Here is a 5,988-nt window from a genome sequence, read left to right as displayed (position 1 = left end):
GGGAACTTATTTTAATTTTAAGGGCAATATATGGTATATATTAATAAAGTGGACTATATTTAAAGAAGGGATTTCGTTGTTAGATATAGCTTTATTGGGAACAGGTGGAAGTATGCCTATGCCAGGGAGATTCTTATCTTTGCTTTTTTAATTACGCTGCGCGAATGCTCTGCATCGGATAGATCGGAAGTGGTACTAAAGCCAACTCCTCGACCAAACTCTTTCAGCTGACGCGTACCAATGTTAGAAGTCATAATCAAAATGGTGTTTTTGAAATCCACTTTTCGTCCTAAGCTATCGGTAATATGACCTTCGTCCAACACTTGCAACAGGATATTAAATACGTACCAGCTGCAGTTTTACCCATTTTTATTCCTGCTGCAGTGGAGAGCAGTTTAAAGGTCATAGCATATACTTTGTCTCCTTCTAGCTTTCTCACTAACTCATACCCGCCTAATATATTAGACCATTGATCACTTCCACCTACTTGAAGACGACAATTGTGATCTCTATATAGTTTTAGGTAATCGTAAGATTGCATAAGCATATAGCTAAATTCAAAGAAAGTTAATCCTTCTTCTAATCTGTTTTTATAACAGTCAAAGGTAAGCATCCTATTTACAGAAAAATGTACTCCAACTTCCCTCATAAATTCCAAGAAATTTAAATCTAATAACCAATCAGCATTGTTAACTATGATAGCTTTATCATCATCAAAATTGAGGAATCTTGAAAGTTGTTCTTTAAATTTTAAAGCATTACGATCAATTATTTCTTTAGTGAGCATTTTCCTCATATCAGTTCTACCTGAAGGATCTCCTACCATAGTAGTCCCACCGCCTAGTAAAGCAATAGGTCTATGTCCTGCTCTTTGCATATGCATCATTACCATTATTTGAATAAAGTGTCCTAAAGTTAAGCTGTCAGCAGTGGCATCAAATCCAACATAAAAGGTTAGAGATTCCTTATCTAAAAGTTCTTTAAGTTCATCTTCGTAGGTTACTTGATCAATATAACCTCTTTCATGTAGTACATCAAATACATTAGCCATTATATTACCTCCTAAATTATATTTATTTTTATTCCATTAAAAAAGGGCATCTTCTCCTAAAAGGACGAGAAGACACCCGTGGTACCACCTTAATTTGCATAAAGCCTCTAATCACGTAACGTGTGATAAACGCAACAGTTTCCTATTGAAACTATGGATTTGTAATTCGCTCCATTATTAGGTTATAGATCTCTCACCAGTGATCTATTCTCTGTATTTTAACCATAATGAGCTACTTTCATCCGTCATCGTTTTATATTGATTTTATAATGTATATTAATATATAGAATAGATATTGTCAAGGGGAAAAGAAAAAAGAGGACTTATTAGTCCTCTACTGTTAATTCTACGCTATTTTCCCATAGACCATGAATATTACAATAGCTTGTAGCATGGATTGTACCAGATTTTTCTACTTTAAATTTAGTTGATAAATAAGGCTCTGTAAAGGTACCATGTTCTCCATGGCTATTGAAATTATAACTACCTATTTCTACTGGGAAATTACTTCCTTCTGGATGGAAATAAAGCTTAATCCATGCTATGTAATGTTCCAGCGTATTTGGGTGTGCTATTTCTTCTCCAATATTAAGGTTAACTTCTACTATATCTCCTTTTTTAACCTTTTCAGGAGCATGGATAACTGGTACATGTTTCTCACCTTTCCAATCTCCACTTTGATATAATTTACCTATGCTTTTCATATTATAAAACCTCCAATTTTATTTATTATATTCATATAGAATAACTTATATAGATTAATACCCAAATATTATAAAAAAAACACAATGCATAAGGTAATTTTTTATTTTTTTAGGTATAATAGAGATGAAGTCATTAAGAAAGGGAGTATATTATGGAGCAAATTCAATTAATTGCAACTACAACTTTTGGATTAGAGGCTGTTGTAAAAAGAGAGCTACAAAATTTAGGATATGAGGATCTAAAGGTTGAAAATGGAAAGATTACTTTTAAAGCTACTGAGAAAGATATTCCTATTGCTAATTTATGGTTAAGGTCTGCTGATAGGGTGCTGTTAAAGATGGGTGAGTTTGAAGCTACTTCTTTCGAAGAATTGTTTGAAAAGACAAAAGCTCTTCCTTGGGATGAATGGATTACTGAAGATGGGGAATTTACTGTAGAGGGGAAATCCATAAATTCTAAATTATTTAGTATTTCAGACTCTCAAGCTATTGTGAAGAAGGCAGTTGTAGAAAAGTTAAAATCTAAATATAAAAGAGATTGGTTTGAAGAAACTGGTTCCAAATTTACAATAGAAGTATCTTTGCTTAAAGATATTGCAACTTTAACTATTGACACTTCAGGGCCTGGGTTACATAAAAGAGGGTATAGAATACATAGTGTGGAAGCACCTCTTAAAGAAACTTTAGCTGCTGCATTGGTTCAATTAAGTTATTGGAACAAGGATAGATTTTTATTAGATCCATTTTGCGGGTCAGGAACTATCCCTATTGAAGCAGCTATGATAGGTAAAAACATAGCACCAGGTCTAAATAGAAATTTTGCTTCTGAAGGGTGGCCTAGGATAAAAAAGGAGTATTGGCAAGATGCAAGACGTGAGGCTTGGGAGTTAATGCTTAGGGATTTTAATTTGAACATTATTGGCTCAGATATAGATAAAAAAGCTATAGAATTAGCAAAAGAAAATGCTGCTTCTATAGGTTTGGAAGAGGATATAAAGTTTATTAATAAGGATGTTAGAGATTTTAAATTTATGAATGATTATGGAGTCATAATATGTAATCCTCCCTATGGGGAAAGGATAGGAGAAGAAAAAGAGGTAGAGAAGTTGTATAAAAACATGGGTGATATATTTAGTAAATTGAAGACTTATTCTATTTATGTGCTAACTTCTAATGAAGACTTTGAAAGGCTATATAACAAAAAGGCTGATAGAAAAAGGAAACTTTACAATGGTCGGATTAAGGTAGATTATTATCAGTATTATGGTCCAAGACCACCAAAGAATTAATGAGGATAATAGTAACTTAAGGGTATAATTGAAATAAAAGAAGAAGGAGGTACTTTCAATATGCGAATTTACACCAAGACAGGAGATAAAGGGACCACATCTTTATTTGATGACAAAAGGGTACCTAAGGATCATATAAGGGTGGAAAGTTATGGAACTATAGATGAGTTAGTATCTTTTTTAGGATTAGCTAAGAATTATATAGATGATGAAGAAATTTATGATATTATTCAAAAGGTTCAAAACAAATTATTTACTGTGGCTAGCAATTTGGCTACAGAAGATAAAACTAAAGTAAAATACCATATAGCAGAAGAAGATATTAAATTTTTAGAAGATAATATTGATAAATTTATGGGAAGGTTAAATAATCCTACAGGATTTATAATTCCAGGTTCAGGAAAAAAATCAGGTTATCTTCATGTTTGTCGTACAATATGTAGAAGGGCAGAAAGAAGAATAATCACCTTAGGATCTTATAGTGAAATAGATCCCTTAGTGATTAAATATGTAAACAGATTGTCTGATTTAATATATGCTTTAGCAAGATATTTAGAAGAAGATGAGATAAAAGTAGATTATACTATTAAAAATTAAACTTTGATGCTTTCTATTATGTTATTCAACTCTTCAGCAATAGAAGATAGGCTTTCAATAGAAGCAGTAATTTCTTCCATAGAAGCAAGGTTATTTTCTACAGCAGCAGCACTGGTTTCAGAGGCTGCTGTTGTTTCTTCAGAAATTGCTGATATTTCTGAAGCTCTTTCTAATATATATTCACTGTTATTACGCACATCTTTTGCAGCTTCTGTAATTTCCACTATTAGAATATTTATTTGATCGATTTTAATCAATAAATCATCGAAAGATTTTTTAGTTAAATCTGCTATACTTACACTTTCTTCTACAACTTCACTCACTTCATCAATACTACTTACTGCATTCTTGCTACTATTAGAAACATTTGAAGTAATAGAAGATATTTCTCCTGAATATGTATGGGTAGCATCAGCTAATTTTCTAATTTCTTCTGCAACTACTGCAAAGCCCTTTCCAGCTTCACCAGCCCTTGCAGCTTCAATAGCAGCGTTTAGCGCAAGAAGATTGGTTTGTTCGGCTATTTCATTTATAATAACCACTATATTGTCTATATTTGAAATTTGTTGATTTAATTCTTCTATAATCTCAGAGGTATCTCCTGTAGTATTTTCTATTAGGTTAACCATATTAATAATTTTGTCCACATCTTCATAACCTTTTTTAGCTGATTTTGCCATGGAAATAGAGAGTTCCCCAGCTTGTTCTGCAAAATTTTCAGTATCTTGGGATAAGTTGTTTAAGTTGGAAATACCTTCGCTTAATTCATTTATATTCATAGATGTATCTTCTGAACCTTTGGCGATTTCATTAACACTTGTTGCTATATTTTCTATAGAAGAAGTTGTATCTTCAATAACAGAAGACAAGTTTTTAGCATTATCAGCTAAAACATTGGAATTGTCTCTAATACCTGCGGTCATTTTTCTGCTAATATCTATTACCTTATTTAAAGAATCATGTAGATGAGGAAGCTCTTTAATTTCCTTGATGTCTTCTAGTTTAGAATAATCACCTTTAGCCATATTTTCGATTGTGAAGGTTATCCTATCTAAGGTTTTACTAATTATTTTATTAAATAGGATCCGAGTAATTAATCCAATTATTAATGTGTTGATTAAAGCTATAATCACAATATATCCTAGTAGATTTTCAACAAAGTTGATTTCAATTGTATTTACAATAAAATAAGTAGCAATGGTACTTAAAAAAATTGTTATGAAAACTAAAGTAAAAAAGTTCAATTTTAGTTTGTTGACATTCTTATTATTTTGTTTCTTATTATTTTGTTTGTTTTTAGTCATCAAATTTTCTCCTCCTATTTTAGATTATTATATATATGATACTATATATTTTATTCCATGTTAATAGATAGTGGTGAAATAAGTGGAAGAATGGTAAAAAGTATCTAATAAACAATTTTATTAATGAAAAATCTACTAAAGACGTACTAAAAGCTTTGTGTTTTAAAAAATATTATGATATTATTAATTTAAGTACCTATTTTATTTAAAGGGTGATAGTATGCTTATTAGAGAAGAATATAACTCTTTAATAGAGGAGATGAAAGAATACAGTGTATTAAACTATCATGTTTTGGAAAGTATGGCAGACTGGGTTAGAGTAGTAGATGTTAATGGTACTATTATATATGCTAATAAAGCTATGAAAAAAGCTTTGGGAGAGAATTTAGTAGGCAGAAAATGTTATCAGTCTATTGGTAAAGATGAACCTTGTGGCTTTTGTATATCCAAAAAAAGCATAAGAACCAATGAAACAGTTCAAAAAGAAGAAGTGATTGGAGGTAGGTATTTTTCCGTTAAAAGCTCTCCAGTTTTAGATCCAAATGGTAATGCAATAGCTGCAGTAGAAGTTCTTAGAGATGTAACAAGAGAAAGAAAATTGGAGTTAGAATTAATTGAGAGAAATAAAAAAATGTTAAAAGATCTAAGATTTGCTAAAAGGCTTCAACATAGGATTTTGCCTAAGAAAGGTATATATCATACATTGAAAATAGATCATCTATATAAACCTTCAGAAATGTTAAGTGGAGACATGTTTGATATTTATCATATTGATGACGATAATATAGGTATATATATATGCGATGTAGTAGGAAATGGTATTACAGCTTCTATGATGACTATGTTTGTTCGACAAACTATGAGAGCTATAAAGGATGATGTTTTAAGTCCTTCAGTAGCATTAACAGAACTGCATAAAAAATTTAGTACTTTAGGACTAGAAGTAGATAAATATTTTACAATTTTTTATGCAGTATTTAATACTAAAAATAATCATCTTAAATATGCAAATGCTGGGCATAATTGCATTCCTATTAAATACA

At 30.9% G+C, this 5,988-nt stretch carries 6 protein-coding genes, 1 pseudogene and 1 other annotated feature; of the genes and pseudogenes, 3 read left to right on the top strand and 4 right to left on the bottom strand.

Going from position 1 to position 5,988, the window contains the following annotated elements:
- Window positions 1-116: 116 nt before the first annotated feature.
- From VK998_RS00725 to VK998_RS00715, 3 genes and pseudogenes are all read right to left on the bottom strand, one after another.
- Window positions 117-323, bottom strand: coding sequence for an AAA family ATPase (locus tag VK998_RS00725; RefSeq protein WP_325224369.1), 207 nt, complete (start codon window positions 321-323; stop codon window positions 117-119).
- Window positions 324-346: 23 nt separating this feature from the next.
- Window positions 347-1,051 (bottom strand): annotated as a pseudogene (gene tyrS / locus VK998_RS00720) (tyrosine--tRNA ligase); the annotation flags it as partial.
- Between the two features lie 57 nt (window positions 1,052-1,108).
- Window positions 1,109-1,309 (bottom strand) — a binding site (T-box leader).
- Between the two features lie 68 nt (window positions 1,310-1,377).
- On the bottom strand, window positions 1,378-1,755 hold the full coding sequence (locus tag VK998_RS00715) for a class II SORL domain-containing protein (protein ID WP_325224368.1): 378 nt from the start codon (window positions 1,753-1,755) through the stop codon (window positions 1,378-1,380).
- 152 nt (window positions 1,756-1,907) lie between these two features.
- On the opposite strand from VK998_RS00715, the gene VK998_RS00710 reads away from it, so the two are divergent.
- Together VK998_RS00710 and VK998_RS00705 are read left to right on the top strand one after the other, a co-directional pair.
- Window positions 1,908-3,044: a THUMP domain-containing class I SAM-dependent RNA methyltransferase gene (locus tag VK998_RS00710; RefSeq protein ID WP_325224366.1), complete on the top strand. Its 1,137-nt coding sequence runs from the start codon at window positions 1,908-1,910 to the stop codon at window positions 3,042-3,044.
- 60 nt (window positions 3,045-3,104) lie between these two features.
- On the top strand, window positions 3,105-3,641 hold the full coding sequence (locus tag VK998_RS00705) for a cob(I)yrinic acid a,c-diamide adenosyltransferase (RefSeq protein WP_325224364.1): 537 nt from the start codon (window positions 3,105-3,107) through the stop codon (window positions 3,639-3,641).
- On the opposite strand, the gene VK998_RS00700 is transcribed toward VK998_RS00705, so the two are convergent.
- Window positions 3,638-4,945 carry a methyl-accepting chemotaxis protein gene (locus VK998_RS00700; protein WP_325224362.1) on the bottom strand — a complete coding sequence of 436 codons (1,308 nt, stop codon included), beginning with the start codon at window positions 4,943-4,945 and terminating at the stop codon, window positions 3,638-3,640. The two genes, VK998_RS00705 and VK998_RS00700, sit on opposite strands and share 4 nt — an antisense overlap.
- 220 nt (window positions 4,946-5,165) lie before the next feature.
- Between VK998_RS00700 and VK998_RS00695 the strand changes: the two genes are divergently transcribed.
- Window positions 5,166-5,988: SpoIIE family protein phosphatase (locus VK998_RS00695; protein WP_325224360.1), on the top strand; the 823-nt coding region annotated here is incomplete at its 3' end.

This window comes from Schnuerera sp. (assembly GCF_035459645.1).
GTDB lineage: Bacteria > Bacillota > Clostridia > Tissierellales > Tepidimicrobiaceae > Schnuerera.
The sequence above is the reverse complement of the archived record's forward strand: the minus strand, read 5'-3'. Positions and strand labels throughout refer to the sequence as shown.